This window comes from Phorcysia thermohydrogeniphila (assembly GCF_004339575.1).
In the GTDB taxonomy this organism is placed as follows: Bacteria; Aquificota; Aquificia; order Desulfurobacteriales; family Desulfurobacteriaceae; genus Phorcysia; species Phorcysia thermohydrogeniphila.
Window position 1 is genome coordinate 23,145 of the sequence record NZ_SMFV01000002.1, and the last position, 15,670, is coordinate 38,814.

14 protein-coding genes and 2 tRNA genes are annotated in these 15,670 nt (G+C 45.2%); 4 read left to right on the plus strand and 12 right to left on the minus strand.

What is annotated here, in order from left to right; all coding sequences use genetic code 11:
• Positions 1–48 precede the first annotated feature (48 nt).
• A complete protein-coding gene (locus CLV27_RS02830) occupies positions 49–1,158 on the plus strand; it encodes an ImmA/IrrE family metallo-endopeptidase (protein ID WP_165863668.1) in 1,110 nt (369 codons plus the stop codon).
• Positions 1,145–1,741, plus strand: a complete 597-nt coding sequence (locus CLV27_RS02835; protein WP_165863669.1) for a hypothetical protein — start codon at positions 1,145–1,147, stop codon at positions 1,739–1,741. Before CLV27_RS02830 ends, CLV27_RS02835 begins: the two co-directional genes overlap by 14 nt.
• Positions 1,742–1,946: 205 nt before the next feature.
• Here CLV27_RS02835 and CLV27_RS02840 read toward each other — a convergent pair.
• From CLV27_RS02840 to CLV27_RS02880, 9 genes are all read right to left on the minus strand, one after another.
• Positions 1,947–2,022 (minus strand) — tRNA-Thr (locus tag CLV27_RS02840).
• A gap of 22 nt (positions 2,023–2,044) precedes the next feature.
• Positions 2,045–2,296 carry a YgaP family membrane protein gene (locus tag CLV27_RS02845; RefSeq protein ID WP_132525621.1) on the minus strand — a complete coding sequence of 84 codons (252 nt, stop codon included), beginning with the start codon at positions 2,294–2,296 and terminating at the stop codon, positions 2,045–2,047.
• Positions 2,268–3,011 (minus strand): hypothetical protein, encoded by a 744-nt coding sequence (locus tag CLV27_RS02850; protein ID WP_132525623.1) that lies wholly within the window; start codon positions 3,009–3,011, stop codon positions 2,268–2,270. Before CLV27_RS02850 ends, CLV27_RS02845 begins: the two co-directional genes overlap by 29 nt.
• Entirely contained in the window at positions 2,995–3,816 is an 822-nt protein-coding gene (locus tag CLV27_RS02855; RefSeq protein ID WP_132525625.1) for a tetratricopeptide repeat protein, read from the minus strand. The genes CLV27_RS02850 and CLV27_RS02855 overlap by 17 nt, the downstream gene beginning before the upstream one ends.
• On the minus strand, positions 3,816–4,376 hold the full coding sequence (folE, locus tag CLV27_RS02860) for a GTP cyclohydrolase I FolE (RefSeq protein ID WP_132525627.1): 561 nt from the start codon (positions 4,374–4,376) through the stop codon (positions 3,816–3,818). Before folE ends, CLV27_RS02855 begins: the two co-directional genes overlap by 1 nt.
• A gap of 2 nt (positions 4,377–4,378) precedes the next feature.
• Positions 4,379–6,286 (minus strand): ATP-dependent zinc metalloprotease FtsH, encoded by a 1,908-nt coding sequence (ftsH, locus tag CLV27_RS02865; protein ID WP_132525629.1) that lies wholly within the window; start codon positions 6,284–6,286, stop codon positions 4,379–4,381.
• An 18-nt stretch (positions 6,287–6,304) separates the two neighbouring features.
• Entirely contained in the window at positions 6,305–6,814 is a 510-nt protein-coding gene (hpt, locus tag CLV27_RS02870; RefSeq protein WP_132525631.1) for a hypoxanthine phosphoribosyltransferase, read from the minus strand.
• Entirely contained in the window at positions 6,753–8,123 is a 1,371-nt protein-coding gene (gene tilS / locus CLV27_RS02875) for a tRNA lysidine(34) synthetase TilS (protein WP_132525633.1), read from the minus strand. The genes hpt and tilS overlap by 62 nt, the downstream gene beginning before the upstream one ends.
• 23 nt (positions 8,124–8,146) lie before the next feature.
• Positions 8,147–8,223: transfer RNA gene (locus CLV27_RS02880), tRNA-Met, on the minus strand.
• A gap of 89 nt (positions 8,224–8,312) precedes the next feature.
• Here CLV27_RS02880 and CLV27_RS02885 point away from each other — a divergent pair.
• Together CLV27_RS02885 and tig are read left to right on the plus strand one after the other, a co-directional pair.
• Positions 8,313–9,521, plus strand: coding sequence for an argininosuccinate synthase (locus CLV27_RS02885; protein WP_132525635.1), 1,209 nt, complete (start codon positions 8,313–8,315; stop codon positions 9,519–9,521).
• Positions 9,522–10,856, plus strand: a complete 1,335-nt coding sequence (gene tig, locus CLV27_RS02890; RefSeq protein ID WP_132525637.1) for a trigger factor — start codon at positions 9,522–9,524, stop codon at positions 10,854–10,856.
• A gap of 23 nt (positions 10,857–10,879) precedes the next feature.
• Here the strand turns inward: tig and CLV27_RS02895 are convergent, their stop codons facing one another.
• Genes CLV27_RS02895 through purL form a run of 3 tightly spaced genes read right to left on the minus strand, consistent with a single transcriptional unit; the run spans position 10,880 to position 15,607 of the window.
• Entirely contained in the window at positions 10,880–12,211 is a 1,332-nt protein-coding gene (locus CLV27_RS02895) for a sigma-54-dependent transcriptional regulator (protein ID WP_132525650.1), read from the minus strand.
• Complete coding sequence (locus CLV27_RS02900; RefSeq protein ID WP_132525652.1) at positions 12,208–13,389, minus strand: sensor histidine kinase; 1,182 nt, start codon at positions 13,387–13,389, stop codon at positions 12,208–12,210. Before CLV27_RS02900 ends, CLV27_RS02895 begins: the two co-directional genes overlap by 4 nt.
• Positions 13,379–15,607 (minus strand): phosphoribosylformylglycinamidine synthase subunit PurL, encoded by a 2,229-nt coding sequence (gene purL / locus CLV27_RS02905; protein ID WP_132525654.1) that lies wholly within the window; start codon positions 15,605–15,607, stop codon positions 13,379–13,381. The genes CLV27_RS02900 and purL overlap by 11 nt, the downstream gene beginning before the upstream one ends.
• Positions 15,608–15,670 lie beyond the last annotated feature (63 nt).

A 15,670-nucleotide genomic window follows, 5' to 3' on the forward strand; every position in this document is an offset into this window, starting at 1 on the left:
ACGGAAGAGCTTCTAAAAGCTGTTTTTGCTCCTAATTTGGAGTATGCGATGGGACTCATAGAGAGGATTAGAAAACAGGTAGATCCAGTTGAAATGGCCAGTAGAAACCTTAAACTCCTTATGAAGAACCTCAAAGTTGAGAGGAAAAAAATCTCTGAAGAAGCTGGTGTTCCTGAAAAGTTCTTAATAGCAGTGGAAAAAGGCGAATTTGTTCCCTTCAGCGTTTATGAGAAGATAGCTTCTTACTTTGGTATTTACACTTCAGACTTTATAGGAAGCAAAATAGAGGATTCTCTTATAGGAGTATTCTTTAGACACAAGGGTGAAGAATATTTATCTTTAAGAGATAAACATTTTCTTATACGCCTTAAAGAGTGGGCTCGAGTTTATAGAGCTTCCTATCCTGTTAGAGAAACAGAAATACTTAAAAAATTCAGACAAGTACTTAAGGAGGCTAATAAACGGAACGTAGAGGAAATAGGAACGAGATTTAGGAAAATTATAGGCTTTGACGATTACAGCTTAGGACAGATAAAAAAGTGGAAAACATGGGAAGTGAAAAACTGGTTAAGAAATATAGAAGAGAGTATTCATAAGGCATTTGGAATAAAGATAATCCACGTGTCTCCTTCAGCCCCTCCTTCTTTTAGAAGCATTTACTTCCCAGAAACCGAAGTTATTTTTATAATAGACCCCCGCAATATAGCAATCAATCTATTTCAAATAATGCATGAACTTTTCCATTCCTTCAGAAAGGAATTTGTTGCTGAATTTGACATATTTAATGGTTACGATGGTCACTCTGAAGAAGACTTTCTCGCTAATCAATTCGCTGCTTCAGTATTGATACCAAGGGAGTTGCTTAAAAAAAGGTTACAACAGGTAAGTCCGAAGGATGTTAAGGAGTTAACTTCTATATACGAAGAGTTCTTGGGAAGTAAAGAAGTTTTCAGGTACCGTTTAAAAGCGCTTGGGTGCAGGAATTTAGAAGAGCTCGTAAAAGAAATTAAGCCAGGATTAAGACCTATTTATATTACAGACAAGAACAAATTGCCCAAAGAAATTAAACAAGCTCTTAACAAACTACGAGAGGAAGGAAAAATAACCTATAATAGATGGGAGGAGTTGGCAAAAACCGATGTACTTGTTGGTTGTTGATAATGGTCCAATATTAAGTCTTTATAAGTGCCTCAAATGGCAATATTTCTTTGAAACATTTTCAAAAATCTGTGGAGTAGAATTCAGAAGACTGGAGCTGGCTAAGAAGGAGTTTGAAAAGCAACGTGGGAACATACCAGGTATAGTATATGTTGCTACTGAGGAGATAGAAAATGACCCAGACTTTGCTTATCTTGTTGCCTATCTTAACCAGCTTAAGGATACTTGTAAACATGAAAGAGACGATGTTACTAACAAAATAAGGTGTCTCAGTGAGGTTGATATTAAGCAACTTGCTTACGTCTTGCTTCTTCTTGATAGAGGATGTGATAAATTTCCCAAATACTTAACAGAAGAAGACGTCCTGAGAAAATTTGTTAGAAACTCTAAAGACCTAGAGGAATACTTTTCAAAAATTTTTTGTTCTACAAAGGATATTCTTATTTGTTACTGCAAGAAAAACAGTAATCTCAAGAAGACTTATCACGAATACCTCGAAATCCTTAAAAAGAAAGGACGAATGTTAGGACATCTTCCTGAACCAAAGGATTGTTTTTGTTGTGGTAAAAGAAGTCGTTTTTAGTCAAAATCTAATTCTTACAGGGCGTCTAACTTACTTAGACTAAGATATCACGATTCATAACTGAATATAAGAAAAAAGACCCCCTTTTCATCATATTCTAATAGAGGTTAAGGGATTTAGCTTTGCTGGAACGTGATATGTCATGATATATCCTGACATGTTGTTTCATTTTTCTGTGTTTTTGTAGTTTTTTTCAAGAAAAAAATGGTGCTGGCGGGGGGGCTCGAACCCCCGACCTGGGCATTACGAGTGCCCCGCTCTGCCAGCTGAGCTACGCCAGCAGATTTGCAGCTATAAATATAGTCAATTCCTCTCTTCTTTGCAGTACTTCTCAAGTAGGGAAGGCACTCCTAACTTGTGAAGAAGGATTGATGATGGACATAGTCCTGTGATTGCGTAGAACATTAGCATAAATCCTACGAAGGCTGTAAAGTAAAGGAAGTACTTACTGACTGTAAGTCCTAAAACAACGCTGCCAAAAACAAAAATTCCTGCAAGAAGAGAAGTTATTCTTTCCACGTACCAGCTATCGGTTTTCGCCCTGTAGATTGGCATCGTTCCCCTCCTCTTTTGGATAGACAGTTTGACAGTTTGAAGGAGTTGTCCTGTAGAGCTCCTCCGCACCTATAAATTTACTTCCAAAACAGATACCTGCAAGGTCTCCACTCCTTGTAAATACAAAACCGTTGTCGCTACAGATACCTTTAAAGTCCTTGAAGTTTAAATTGCCCTTCTCGTCAGGTACAACGAGCACTCCCTTTCCTTTAAGCTTCTCTCTGTGAATTTCTGGTGGCCAGACGCCCTTTACGGTGTAAACAACGTCAACTATACCATTTTCGCAGAGGAAAACCTTTTCTGGCTCTTCTAAGACTAAGTCATCTGAGATGTAGGTTCTAATAAAGGGCCACTCCATAGTTGAAAAGGTTATAAGGTGAATTTCCGTTCCACTGCTAACGCCCCTTACTTTTAGGATTAGGGCAGGGTAGTAGGCGATTCCTTCTTTTATCCTCTTGAAAGATGAGAGGATAGTTTCATTTATTTTTTCCTCTTCGTCTATTTTGTCTTCCTGTGGAGCATTTTCGGGAACGTCTATAGTATTTTCCTCGCTGTCTGTTGTTTCTGGAACTTTTGTGTCCGTATTCTTCTCTGTTACTACGTGCTTAGCGTTTGTGATGCCTGTAGTTGGTCTGTAGAATGCAACAATCACACCTATGGAGAAGGCGATTATTACTGAGAAGAGAACGGCTAAGAAGTCAAGGAGTCTGCTCATCTATCTCCTCTAACTTAAGTTTTGCCTTTATTCCGAGGCCACTGGCAGGGTCTATCTCCATACACTTTTTAAAGTACTTCTTGGCAATCTTTAACTTCTTCTCTTTAAGGTAGATTTCACCGAGGGCACAGTAGGGAGGTTGTAGCTTTGGGTAAAGGCCTATAAGTCTAAAGTAGATTTCCTTTGCCCTTTCTGTATTCCCTTCGTCTGTGAGGAGTTTTGCAAGCTCTAAGTAGGCCGGTATGTAGTCGGGGTTGTTCCTGAGAGCTCTAACCAAGTTCTTTTTAGCCTCTTTCCTTCTACCTTCTTTAAGGTCAAGGAGGGCTAATCTGTAGTAAGCGACTTCCGGAGTTAGGTAAAGGGGATTAGAGAGAGCCTTGTTGTAGTACTCTCTTGCCTTCTGGTAGTTTCCTCTTTCCTCGTAAACGATTCCAAGGTTTAGGTAACTTTCAGAAAAGTCCTTTTTCAGTTTGATGGCTTTCAGAAAGTTTTCCTCTGCTTTGCTGAGGTCTCCCCGTTTTAAGAAGGCTACTCCGATTGCGTTGTATATCTTGGGGTCGCGAGGGGAGAGTTTTTTGGCTTTAAAGAGATAGTTAAGGGCTAAAGGAATTTCGCCTAAACGTAGGTAGGATATTCCTATCTGGTAGTAACCTTCTGCTTTCTCCTTTGGTGATGGTTTTGACGCCTGAGGGGGAGGTTGTTGGGGGACGGGAGCTGTTTTAGTCTGTCCCTGTCCTCCTCCTGAAAAAGGTGCACAGGACGATAACGTTAGTACGATGAGTGCCAAGGCCGTGGACTTTCTCATTACCTCCCCTTTATGAGGAATAGAGCTTCCATCCTTGTGGGCTCATTCCTCATAACTCCTTTCACTGCACTTGTTACTGTGTAAGAGCCGGGCTTTTTAACGCCTCTCATTATCATACATAGGTGTTGTGCCTCAATGATTACCATTACGCCCTTGGCCTTGAGCTTCTCCATTATGGCGTCGGCTATCTGTTCCGTCATCCTCTCCTGAAGCTGAAGCCTCTTTGAGTAGACGTCAACAATCCTTGCAAGCTTAGAAAGGCCTGTTACCTTGTTGTCTCCCGGTATGTAGGCCACGTGGGCTTTTCCAAAGAAGGGTAGCATGTGATGTTCACAGAGGGAGTATATAGGGATGTCCTTAACAATTATCATCTCGTCGTACTTCTCTGAAAAAAGAACCAAGTGGTTGTCCGGTGAGTCGTGGTAGCCGGCAAGGATTTCCTCGTACATTTTTGCTACGCGCTTGGGAGTATCCTTTAGACCTTCTCTTTCTGGGTCTTCTCCTATGGCTATGAGTATCTCCCTTACGGCCCTTTCAATCCTTTCCCTGTCAAAAGCCACCTTTAAGCCTCCAGCTGTGGATTGAGTCCGAAACCTTCTATTCTTTCTTCTTTTTCTTTACTCTTCTTCTCTTCTTCCTTCTTTCCTCCGGAGGTTGGAGGAGTTTTTGAGTCGGTGTCGGAAGAAGGAAGTTCTCCTTTCATCGCTAAGTCAATTTCCTCTCCCACTAAGGTTTCCCTTTCAAGGAGGGCTTTGGCCAAGTTTTCCAGCTTATCCATGTTGTTTGCTATGAGTTCCTTTGTCCTTTCGTAGGTCTCCTTGATGATTCTCTTAACTTCCTTGTCTATGAGCCTCTTCATCTCTTCGCTAACGAGCTCTGAAGGCTCTCCGAACTCTTCCCGGAGCTTCACGGCAATGGGGCCTATTTTCTCGCTCATTCCCCACTCGGCTACCATCTTACGGGCAATTTCGGTTGCTCTTTCTATATCGTTACCTGCGCCGGTGGATATAGTCCCAAGGGCCAGCTCCTCTGCAACCCTTCCGCCGAAGAGGACGCAGAGCCTATCGAGGAGATACTCCTTCGTGTAGGTATACCTATCTTCTTCCGGTAGTTGCTGAGTTATTCCTAATGCCTTTCCGCGGGGGATAATTGTAACCTTGTGAACCTTGTCGGCATTGGGGAGGAGTTTGGCAACGAGGGTATGGCCGGCTTCGTGGTAGGCCGTTGTTACTTTTTCCTGCTCAGAAAGTACCATACTCTTTCTTTCAATGCCCATTGTAACCTTGTCCTTTGCCTCTTCAAAGTCCTCCATCGTTATCTTTCCGTGGTTCTTCCTTGCAGCTATGAGTGCAGCCTCGTTTACTATGTTTGCAAGGTCTGCTCCTGAGAATCCGGGAGTGGAGCGGGCGATTACCTCAAGGTCAACGTCGTCTGCAAGGGGCTTGTCTTTCGTGTGTATCTTGAGAATCTCAAGCCTTCCTTTGACGTCGGGGAGTGGAACGTATATCTGTCTATCAAATCTACCGGGTCTTAGTAGTGCCGGATCAAGGATGTCCGGGCGGTTTGTCGCCGCTATGACGATTATTCCTTCGGAGCTCTCAAATCCATCCATTTCTACGAGGAGCTGGTTGAGGGTCTGCTCCCTCTCATCGTGACCGCCGGTGAAACCTGCTCCCCTTTTCCTTCCAACGGCGTCTATCTCGTCAATGAAGACGATACAGGGAGCGTGTTTCTTTGCCTGCTCAAAGAGGTCTCTAACCCTTGATGCTCCAACACCTACAAACATTTCAACAAACTCTGAACCGCTGACAGAGAGGAAGGGAACGTTTGCCTCTCCGGCTATTGCTTTTGCAAGGAGGGTTTTACCCGTTCCCGGAGCTCCGGCTAAGAGTATTCCCTTTGGAATCCTTCCCCCGAGTTGCTGGTACTTTTTGGGATTTTTCAGGAAGTCAACAATCTCTGCAACCTCTTCCTTTACCTCATCTATTCCAGCAACGTCCTTAAATGTAACCTTGGGCTTGTTGTCTATGAACACTTTAGCGCGGCTCCTTGCGAAGGAGAGTGCCTTGTTGCTACCGGCGCTCATCTGTCTCATCATGCTTAGCCAGAGGAGTATCAGGAATATCATCGGAAGCCAAGAGACGAGGACAGTTATGTACCACGGACTTCCCTCCTCTGGCCTAACCTCAATTTCAACGCCCTTTTCAGTCATCTTCTTGATTATGTCGTTGTATCCCGGAGGCATGTAGGTTTCAAAAGGCTTGTTGTCTACAGTTATGCCGATAACCTTCTGTCCCTGAATGATTACTTTCTTTATCTCCCCTTTTTCTACCTGCTGAACGAAGGTTGAGAAGGGTTCTGCGTGGTTTTTGAGCTGTTCTGAATTAAAGAAGTTGAATGCTAAGATAACAAGGAGAGCTATTGCCAGCCAGAGGGCTAAGCTTTTTCCAACTTCTTTCATTTTTTCCATCCTCTTTTCTCCTTTAGTTTATTTATCAAGGTATCCAATGTATGGGAGCTCCCTGTACATATCGTTGATGTCAAGTCCGTAACCTACAACAAAGCGGTTGGGAATCTTAAATCCGACAAAGTCGGGTTTTATGTCAACTTTCCTCTCTACTTCCTTTTCAAGGAGGACGCAGGTCCTTATGCTGGCCGGAGAGTGTTGGGCGATTTCTCTGTAGACGAACTGGAGGCTCTCACCAGTGTCAAAGATGTCGTCAACTATTAGAACGTTCTTCCCTTTGAGGTTTAGCTCCGGTTTGTATGTGGCTTCAAGCTTTTCCTTTTTCTCTCCCCTGTAGCTCTTAACCCTTATAAAGTCAACCTCAACGTTACTTTTCAGAAACCTCATAAGGTCTGCCGTAAAGACGAGAGCTCCCTTTAAAACCGATATAATTGTTACGGGAGTATTTTGGAAAGCTTCTGATATTTCATCAGCAAGTTCCTGAACTCTCTGCCTTATCTTCTCTTCCGGTATCAAAACCTTTGGAGTCACTTTTTTCAAACCTCACGCCGACGTAGCTTACGTGGGTATCATTAATATATGCTCTGTAAAGGCCGGGAATCCAGATAATCCTGTCCCCCGAAATGACGATGGGTAATTTGTCCCTTTCTTTAGCTGGTACTTTCTTCTCTATCAGGAACTTTTTTAGTGGTTTGGAGAACCTGCGGAAAATAAGTCTGTCCCCCGGCTTGCGACTTCTGATAATTATACCTTTTTCCTTGAACTCCTCGTAGGAAACTACAGGTTTCCCTCTGTCTTTCTCAAAGAAAAGGGTTCCGACAGGAGTGTCCACTTTTGCAGGGAGCTCCCTGACTTCAAAATAAAAGGGTTTAACATCTCCTTCCTCTTTTCTCTGTATGCAGAGCTCCCTCTGGTCGCGGTAGGCGATAAAACCCTTGCTAAGTTCTACCTCTTTGTAACCTTCCTTCCTTAGGAGGGAGATTACAGATGAAACGTTCTCGTAGGATAGGGATTCTCCCGTAAGAGCTCTATAAGCCCTTGTGATTAACTCCTTCTTAAGGGCATCGTGAAGCTTTTTGAACTCGGTTAACGGGATGCAGAATTTCCCGTCCTTTAAGAACTCCCTTAGGAGAGGTTCTACGGAGAGCTCTAAAAACTCCTCCACATCCCTGAGGATTTCCGTAGTTCTCAGAACTGCCGTTTCTACTGACGGGTTTATCTCCTTTAGGACAGGAACAACCTTTAGCCTTAAGAGGTTTCTCTCGTACTCTGTAGAAAGGTTGGAGCTGTCAACGACAAAGGGTAACCCCTTTTCCTTTACGTAAGCTTCAACCTCTTCCCTTGTTACTTCAAAGAGGGGGCGAACTATTCTGTCCCTTTTTGGTAGAAAACCTCTTAAGCCCTTTACTCCTGCACCTTTAGCTAAGTTGAGGAGGACTGTTTCTAAAAGGTCTGATGCTGTGTGGCCTGTGGCTATGAGGTTTCCGTCTATTTCCTTTAGTTTTTCATTCAGGAACTTATACCTTACATCCCTTGCAACGGCTTCAACGTTTCTTCCCTTTGAAATTTCCTTTACGTTTACCCTCCCTGTAAGGAGGGGGACGTTCCACTTTTTACAGAGCTCCTTAACAAACCTCTCATCCCTTTCTGACTCTTCACCCCTTAGCATGTGGTTAAGGTGGGCAGCGAAAACCTCTATCTGTAGTTCTTCTTTTAGAGAGAGGAGGACGTGGAGGAGAGTTACCGAGTCTGGACCTCCGGAAAGGGCAACGAGAACTTTTGAACCTTTTGGAATTAGCTGAAATTTTTTTATAGTTTTGAGGACTTTTTCTTTTAGCATAAAGCTGGACTATAAAAAAAATTTGGTGGCGACGGGTGGAGTCGAACCACCGACCTGGCGGGTATGAGCCGCCCGCTCTGACCACCTGAGCTACGTCGCCACGTGCAAGAGGGAATATAGCACCTACACTTCACACTGTCAACAATTTTGTCGTAAAATTCCACAACCCAAAGGAAGTTGGAGGAAAGCGTGGGTAAGAGAGTGGTTCTTGCTTATTCAGGAGGTCTTGATACCTCCGTTATAGTAAGGTGGCTGACAGACAGGGGATTTGAGGTTATAACCTACACGGCAGACGTTGGTCAGGGTGAAGAGCTGGGAGAGATAGAGGAAAAGGCTAAAAGATCAGGAGCAGTTGAGGCCGTAATTGACGACGTTAAGGAGGAGTTTGCAAGGGAGTACTGCCTTCCACTAATGAGAGCTGGAGCCCTCTACGAGGGCAAGTACCCTCTCCTTTCAGCTCTATCAAGACCTTTAATAGCTAAAAAGCTCGTAGAGATTGCCCACGAGGTTGGAGCAGACTACGTTGCCCACGGCTCAACAGGTAAGGGTAACGACCAAGTTAGGTTTGAGGCTTCTGTCTGGGCCCTTGACCCGGACATTGAAGTTCTTGCCCCTGTGAGGGAATGGGAGTTTAAGTCAAGGGAAGAGGAGATAGAGTACGCCAAAAAGCACGGTATTCCCGTCGTTGCGACAAAAGAAAAGCCCTACTCCTACGACAGGAATCTCTGGGGAGTTGCCATAGAGGCAGGTCCCCTTGAGGATCCTTACGCAGAGCCTCCTGAGGACGCTTTCGTTCTAACCAAGAACCCACTTGAAGCTCCCGACGAGCCTGAGTACGTTGAGATAGAGTTTGAAGAGGGAACTCCTGTTGCCATAAACGGGAAGAGGTATGAAGAGCTCTGGAAGTTAATCTGGGACTTAAACGAGATAGCAGGAAAGCACGGCTACGGCCGTGTTGATATGGTTGAGAACAGGCTTGTCGGCATAAAGTCAAGGGAGGTTTACGAGTCCCCTGCGGGACTTCTCCTCATAAGGGCTTACGATGAGCTTGAGAGCATAGTCCTTGACAGGTTCACCTACCACTACAAGCAGAGCCACGTTAAACATCCATACGCTAAGCTCGTCTATGAGGCCCTCTGGTTTACTCCGTTAAGGGAAGCCCTTGATGCCTTTAACAATCAGATAGCTCCCCTTGTTACCGGAACTGTCAGGTTTAAGCTCTTTAAAGGAAACGCTCAGGTAGTTGGAAGGAAGTCTCCCAACTCCCTCTACGTTGAGGACCTTGCAACCTATAGCCCGAAGGATGCCTTTGACCATAAGGCAGGTGCAGCCTTTACAAAGGTTTGGAGCCTGCCTCTTAAAGTAATGGGAAGAGTAAGAAAAGAAAGGAGGAAATAGATGGCATACGAAGTTGAGAGGAGGAGCGAGGTACTCTACGCTGTAAAGCTTGTAGCAGAGCCACAGGAGCTTGAGAAAGAGGTAAACGATATCTGCAAGGAAATTAGAAAGTCTGCCAAGATTCCGGGATTTAGGCCCGGCAGAGCTCCCGTCAACCTCATCAAGAAGTACTACGAGGACACAATCAGGGACGCCCTCTTTAGAGGTTTCGTCTCTGAGAAGTTGAGGGAAGTTGTTGAGAAAGAGAACATTCAGCTCATCTCCGACCCCGGAGTTGAGGACTACAGCTTAGACCTTAACAACAACAGCTTTGAAGTTGTTCTCCTCCTTGAGGTTAAGCCTGAGATAGAGCTTAAACCGGAAGACTACAAGGGAATCAAAGTAAAGAAGACGACGAGGAAGATAACCGACGAAGATGTTGAAAAGGTCGTTGAGGGACTGAGAAATCAGGCTGCAACTTGGAAAGAAGTTGATAGGGAAGTAAAGGAAGGCGACTTAGTAGAGATTGAATACGAGACAAAGATTGAGGGAGAAGAGAAAGCCCATACCGGTAACGTAGCCGTTGTTATCGGTCAGAACCAGCTCTGGCCTGAGATAGAGAAGGAAGTTATCGGAAAGAAGGCAGGAGAAGAGGGAGAGGTAACCTTCAAAGCTCCTGAGGAGAAGGAGAAGTACGGGGAAGCTGCTGGAAAGGAAGTTTCTGTTAAGTTTAAGGTTAAGTCCGTTAAGGAGAAGGAGCTTCCCGAAGTCAACGACGAGTTTGCCAAAAAGTTCGGCTTTGAAAGCGTTGAAGAGATGAGAAAGAGAATAAGGGAAGACCTTGAGACTGCAGAGGAGACGAGGGAGCAGGAAGAGATAGAGGATCAGATTGTTGACGCCATCTTGAATAAGGTTAACGTTCCTGTTCCTCCATCCATGCTAAACCTTGAGATAAGGGCTCAGGCAGAGGCTCAGCTACGTCGCCTTGCCCAGTTTGGCGTTGATGTAAGGCAGGTGAATCCTGAAGCAATCGTTGAGATGGTTAGACCAACTGCTGAGAAGACCGTTAAGGTGAAGCTTCTCCTTGAGAAGGTAGCCGAGCTTGAGGGTATAGAAGTTACCGATGAAGACTTGGATGCTGAGATTCAAAAGCTTGCAGAAGCAGCCTTTGGAGGCGACTACGTTCAGGCAAGGCAGTCCCTTGAAGAGAGGGGACTTCTTGGAATGGTAAGGCAGGATGTCCTGAGGCAGAAGGCCCTTGATAGGCTCATAGAGCTTGCTGAGATTGAGGAAGTAAGCGCTCCAGAAATTAGTGAGAAGAAAGAAGAAAAGTCTGAAGAAAAATCTGAAGGTTAAACTTAACAGCCCCCTTTTGGGGGCTATCCTCTAATTCCGTACTTTGAGAGTCTATACCTAAATTCCCTAAAGGTTAGACCCAGTAGTTCTGCCGCTTTTTTCTTTTTCCCGCCGGCTTTTTCAAGGGCTTTGATGAGATAATTCCTCTCTATATCGCTAAGAATCTGCTTAAGGTCAATTCCCTCTTCGGGAATCCCTATGAGCTCTTTTCCTTCGGTAGTTTTGTCCTTTCTATGGTAGCCAGCGCCTATTACGCCGTTTTCTGAGAGAATTACCTCCCTCTCAATTATGTTCCTGAGCTCCCTCACGTTTCCTTCAAGGGGGAGCTCCATCAGGTACTCAATGAACCCCTTTGAAACCTTCTTTACCTCCTTACCGTACTTACTTGAAAACTCCCTGACAAAGTGCTCTACAAGGAGTGGAATGTCCTCTCTCCTTTCCCTTAAGGGTGGAACTTCAACGACTATAGTTGCAATCCTGTAGAAAAGGTCCTCACGAAAGTTTCCCTTCTTTATTTCCTCCCTTAAGTTCTTATTGGTTGCGGCTATTATCCTTACGTCAACTTCCCTCTCCTCTGTTGAGCCTAAGGGTATGAACTTTTTAGTTTCAAGGAAGCGAAGGAGCTTTGCCTGCAAAGATAGGGGCATATCTCCAATCTCATCAAGGAAGAGAGTTCCACCGTTGGCCTTCTCTATAAGCCCCTTTTTATCCTTTACAGCTCCCGTGAAGGCTCCTTTTTTATAGCCAAAGAGCTCACTTTCAAGGAGCTCTGCAGGCAGGGCAGCGCAGTTTATTGCAACGAAGGGTCTATCACTCCTGTTGCTTAGATTGTGAATCGCCTTGGCTACAACCTCCTTTCCACTTCCACTTTCTCCAAGAATTAGAACGTTTACATCGTAGGGAGCTATTTTTCGGATTATCTCCTTTAGCTTCTCTATGGCTGGAGACTGACCTATAAGTTCTGGAATGCTTTCCTGCTTGAGTTTTTCCTTTAGGGTGAGCTTCTCCTTTAAGTTCCTTAGTATTAACCTTAAGTCCTCAATCTTAAAGGGCTTTTCTATGTAGTCGTAAACGCCGAGCTCAAAGGCTTCCTTTACCGTTTCTGTTGAGGCAAAGGCCGTTATAATCACCACTTCCGTTTCTGGCCTTTCCCTCTTTACCTGCCTTACAACCTCCATTCCTGAGCCGTCTGGAAGCCTCAGGTCAACGAGGAGGAGCTCGTAGGAGTTCTCCTTTAACTTCTCTAAAGCTTCAAGGAGGGTTTCTGCCTCGTCTATCTCAAAGTCAAACTCTTCCACTACTATGGAGAGGATTTCTCTTATGTTCTTCTCGTCCTCTAAGATAAGAGTTCTCATCTTTCCTTCTCTAACTTTAAAGGTATCTTCATTACAAATTTAGCTCCCCCTAAGGGACTACGCTCAACCTGTATTGTTCCTTTGTTTTCAATTACAAACCTTTTAACTATCGGCAGTCCGAGCCCAGACCCTTTGGGGTTATTTGAGTAGAAGGGTTCAAATATCCTCTCCTTCTCTTCCTCTTTAACTCCGGGGCCGTCGTCCTCAACGGAAATTTCAACAGTTTCTCCCACTTTCTTACACGAGACAGCCACCTTAGACTCTGCCCACTGAAAGGCGTTCCTTATCAGGTTCTCAATGGCAGAGCGAAAGGCCCTTTCGTCGGTTTCTATCTCTACATCCTCTAAGTTGAGGGTGTATTCCTTACTTTCTCCCAAGTTCTGGATGATTTCTCTTATGATGGAGGGAAGGGATACTTTACGCTTTTCAGAAGAAATCGGCCTAGCAAGTGTTAAAAAGTCCCTTACTATTCCGTCAAGGCGTTCAGTCTCGCTGTGGATAATCTCAAGTAATCTCGGGGTTACCTTTCCTTCTTTTAGGAGCTCCACAGCTCCCTTGAGTGACGCTAATGGATTCTTAAGCTCATGGGCTAAGTCTGCACTTATCTCGTAGAGTCTCTTATAAACTCTGTTCTGCTCTCTCTCTTTCTCTAAGGAGGCTATGTACTCCTCCTGAGCTTCAAGCTTTTTTTTGAGCCTTTGGCCTGCAAGCATCATTGCGATTAGTGCAATACTTATGAGGAGGGACTGTATTGCAGACTCTACGAATCCCCCGTCTTTTTCGCCCGTTAAAAGGTAGCCAAAGTTAAAAAGGAGGGCAAGGGCTGTTGTGGTGTAGCTTCCCTTCCTGCTCAGCGTTAAGGAGGAAAAGAAAACGGGAAACATCAGAAAGATTGAGAAGAAGCTGTAGCTAAAGATTTTGTCAAGTACCAAAACGAATATGAATAGCTCATCAAGTATAAACTCAAAGAGGTGGGGAGCTCTTGAGAGGAATAGGAGGGCAAGGCTTACAACCAGAAAGATGGCTAAAATCGTAATTGAGTTTTCGGGGAAGGGAAGCTTGTCAAAGGAGTAAAGGGAGAGGAAAAGGAAGAAGAGACCGGCTGAGAAGGCGAACCTTCCCACCCGGTAAACAAGGTAGAACTTGTCTGTAAAGGAGCTCCTTCCTTTAGTGCTCACCTGAAAGTTTCTTCTCTAAGGAGGTTTCGTAGATTTCCTTACACTCCTTGATTGGCAGGTTCACCACCTCTTTACCCTTATGTCTTATCACTCCCCTGCCTGTATCCGTAACCTTTCCTATGACCTTTGCAGGAACTGTTTTCTTCTCAAAGAATTCAAGGACTTCGGTAAGTTTTTCAGGGGATACTGTTATTACAATCCTGCTCTGCTCCTCTCCAAAGAGTAAGAAGTCTGTGCGTAAATCCTCGTCAAACTCAACCTCAAATCCGAGTTCCTTTTCAAAGGCAGACTCAAAGAGGTTAATAGCAATTCCTCCTTCAGATACGTCGTGGGCACTCTTTACAAGCCCTTTCTCTATAGCTTCCACTATGGCGTCCTGTAGGGTCTTCTCAAACCTGAGGTCTATCGTCTGTCCCCTTCCCTTAAACTCTCCCTCTACGAGCTTCTGGTACTCAGAGCCGGATATGTTACCTGTGTTCTCTCCAAGGAGAACTATTACGTCGCCTGCTTCTTTAAAGAAGGAGGTCATCCTCTTTTCAACGTCTTCAAGGACTCCAACGCAGACGACCGTCGGTGTTGGGAAGACAGCTCGCTTGCCGTTTTCTGTTGCAGTCTCGTTGTAGAAGCTAACGTTTCCGCTTACCACCGGTGTCTCAAGAACCTTACAGGCGTCTGCCATTCCATCTGTTACCTTTACAAACTGCCACATAATTTCTGGGTCTTCAGGGCTTGCAAAGTTCAGACAGTCGGTTATTGCCCTTGGTTTCGCTCCACTGCAGGCGACGTTCCTTGCCGCCTCTGCAACGGCGATTTTTCCTCCCTCGTAGGGGTTGAGGTAGCAGTAGCGGGAGTTACAGTCTGAGCTTATGGCTATTCCCTTCTTGCTCTCCTTAATCCTTAAAACTGCAGCGTCAGAGCCGGGGTAAACTGTGGTGTTTATCTGAACCATGTGGTCATACTGCCTGTAAATCCAGCGCTTGCTTGCAATTGTCGGGGAGTCAAGGAGCTTCTTTACTATCTCGTTGTAGTCCTTTGGCTCGGGGAGGTTGTTCTGGTCGTAGGAGGCGTTCTTAAGTATGTATGCCGGAACTTTGAATGGACGGTAGTAAACTGGAGCTTCCTCTGTGAGGGCTTTTACGGGGAGCTCTGCAACTTTTTCGCCGTGCCAGAAGAGCCTTAAAACGGGCTCTTCTATGATTTCTCCAATTACGCAGGCGTCAAGCTCCCACCTTCTAAATACCTCAATTATCTCCTCTTCCTTTCCTTTCTCACAGACTACGAGCATCCTCTCCTGAGACTCTGAAAGCATTATCTCGTAGGGAGTCATCCCCTCTTCTCTTGTGGGGACTTTGTCAAGGTAGAGGACTACTCCAACTCCACCGCGGGAGGCCATCTCAACAGAGGAGGAGGTTAGTCCTGCCGCTCCCATGTCCTGAATGGCGACAATTCCGTCCTTCTCCATCGCCTCAAGGCAGGCCTCTATGAGAAGCTTCTCCATAAACGGGTCGCCAACCTGAACGTTTACCTTCTTTTCAACTTCCTCCTCAGAGGAAAACTCCTCAGAGGCCATCGTAGCGCCGTGAATTCCGTCCCTTCCCGTTTTTGCTCCAACGTATATAACGGAGTTTCCAACGCCGGTAGCCCTTGCGTAGAAAATCTTTTCCTTCTTTACGATTCCAAGGGCAAAGGCGTTAACAAGGGGGTTTGTCTGGTAGCAGGAATCAAAGTAAACCTCTCCTCCAACCGTTGGAACGCCTACACAGTTTCCGTAGTGGCTTATTCCGGAAACGACTCCCTTAACGATGTAGCGCATACGGGGGTCGTGGAGCTCTCCAAACCTCAAAGAGTCCATACAGGCAATTGGCCTTGCGCCCATTGTAAAGATGTCCCTTAAGATACCACCAACTCCCGTAGCTGCTCCGTGGAAGGGCTCTATAAAGGATGGGTGGTTGTGGGACTCCACCTTAAAGGCTGCACATATGCCCTTTTCCTCGTCAACCATTATTATTCCGGCGTTCTCGCCGGGTCCCTGAACAACCCACGGTGCACTTGTCGGGAACTTTTTAAGGTGGGGACGGGAGGACTTGTAGGAGCAGTGCTCAGACCACATAGCAGAGAAAATTCCAAGTTCAACTAAATTTGGCTCTCTCCCAAGAAGCTTAAGGATTCTTTCGTATTCTTCCATCGTAACGTGCTGTTCAATGATTTCCCTGTCCATGCTCTTCTCCCTAAGTCAAAAAGGAGTTTTGTCCAAATTATAACCTGTAGGGGGAAATGGTAG

Bases quoted from the DNA above. Each gene is read 5' to 3' on its own strand.
- CLV27_RS02855 (WP_132525625.1), bottom strand. From the start codon at position 3,816: ATGAGAAAGTCCACGGCCTTGGCACTCATCGTACTAACGTTATCGTCC.
- CLV27_RS02895 (WP_132525650.1), bottom strand. From the start codon at position 12,211: ATGAGAACTCTTATCTTAGAGGACGAGAAGAACATAAGAGAAATCCTC.
- tilS (WP_132525633.1), bottom strand. From the start codon at position 8,123: ATGCTAAAAGAAAAAGTCCTCAAAACTATAAAAAAATTTCAGCTAATT.
- purL (WP_132525654.1), bottom strand. From the start codon at position 15,607: ATGGACAGGGAAATCATTGAACAGCACGTTACGATGGAAGAATACGAA.
- CLV27_RS02850 (WP_132525623.1), bottom strand. From the start codon at position 3,011: ATGAGCAGACTCCTTGACTTCTTAGCCGTTCTCTTCTCAGTAATAATC.
- tig (WP_132525637.1), top strand. From the start codon at position 9,522: ATGGCATACGAAGTTGAGAGGAGGAGCGAGGTACTCTACGCTGTAAAG.
- CLV27_RS02845 (WP_132525621.1), bottom strand. From the start codon at position 2,296: ATGCCAATCTACAGGGCGAAAACCGATAGCTGGTACGTGGAAAGAATA.
- CLV27_RS02830 (WP_165863668.1), top strand. From the start codon at position 49: ATGGGACTCATAGAGAGGATTAGAAAACAGGTAGATCCAGTTGAAATG.
- ftsH (WP_132525629.1), bottom strand. From the start codon at position 6,286: ATGGAAAAAATGAAAGAAGTTGGAAAAAGCTTAGCCCTCTGGCTGGCA.